Below are 375 nucleotides of genomic sequence, written 5' to 3'. Positions count from 1 at the left end.
ATTGCCAAGCGTCCAGTCGTCCTGTAAAACTCATATAAAATCTTTGGATGCATGAAGCAACTCAATCATAGGGGGGGCGGCAGAAACCACATCCACTTGATGTTCCATACAAGCAAACGAGAAATGCCTATAGTTGATGTGACGAGTTAACTCTTGTTCTGTCAAATTGGTGTGTCGCTTTAAATAACTCAGCAAGCTGGACTCTGCATAAATGTGGTAAGCATTCCCGATATGCGGCCTAGCCGGTAAAGAAGTAAAATCTTCGGCGGTGGCTGAATAGACGGCATAGGACTGGAAATCGAATTGCCACTGATCCCATGTGCCAGGGAGCCCCAACAACAGTTCCGTTTCATTTTTGCTGCCGTGTAAAAAAAT

1 protein-coding gene is annotated in these 375 nt (G+C 45.1%); it reads right to left on the bottom strand.

Annotated elements, in window-relative coordinates; all coding sequences use genetic code 11:
- Window positions 1-30: 30 nt before the first annotated feature.
- On the bottom strand, window positions 31-375 hold a 345-nt coding region (locus R0J92_RS21935; RefSeq protein WP_411053201.1), incomplete at its 5' end, for a hypothetical protein.

Source organism: Tritonibacter sp. SIMBA_163 (assembly GCF_046535935.1).
In the GTDB taxonomy this organism is placed as follows: domain Bacteria; phylum Pseudomonadota; class Alphaproteobacteria; order Rhodobacterales; family Rhodobacteraceae; genus Epibacterium; species Epibacterium scottomollicae.
Note: the sequence above shows the minus strand (reverse complement) of the source record. Positions and strands in the feature narration are given on the sequence as shown.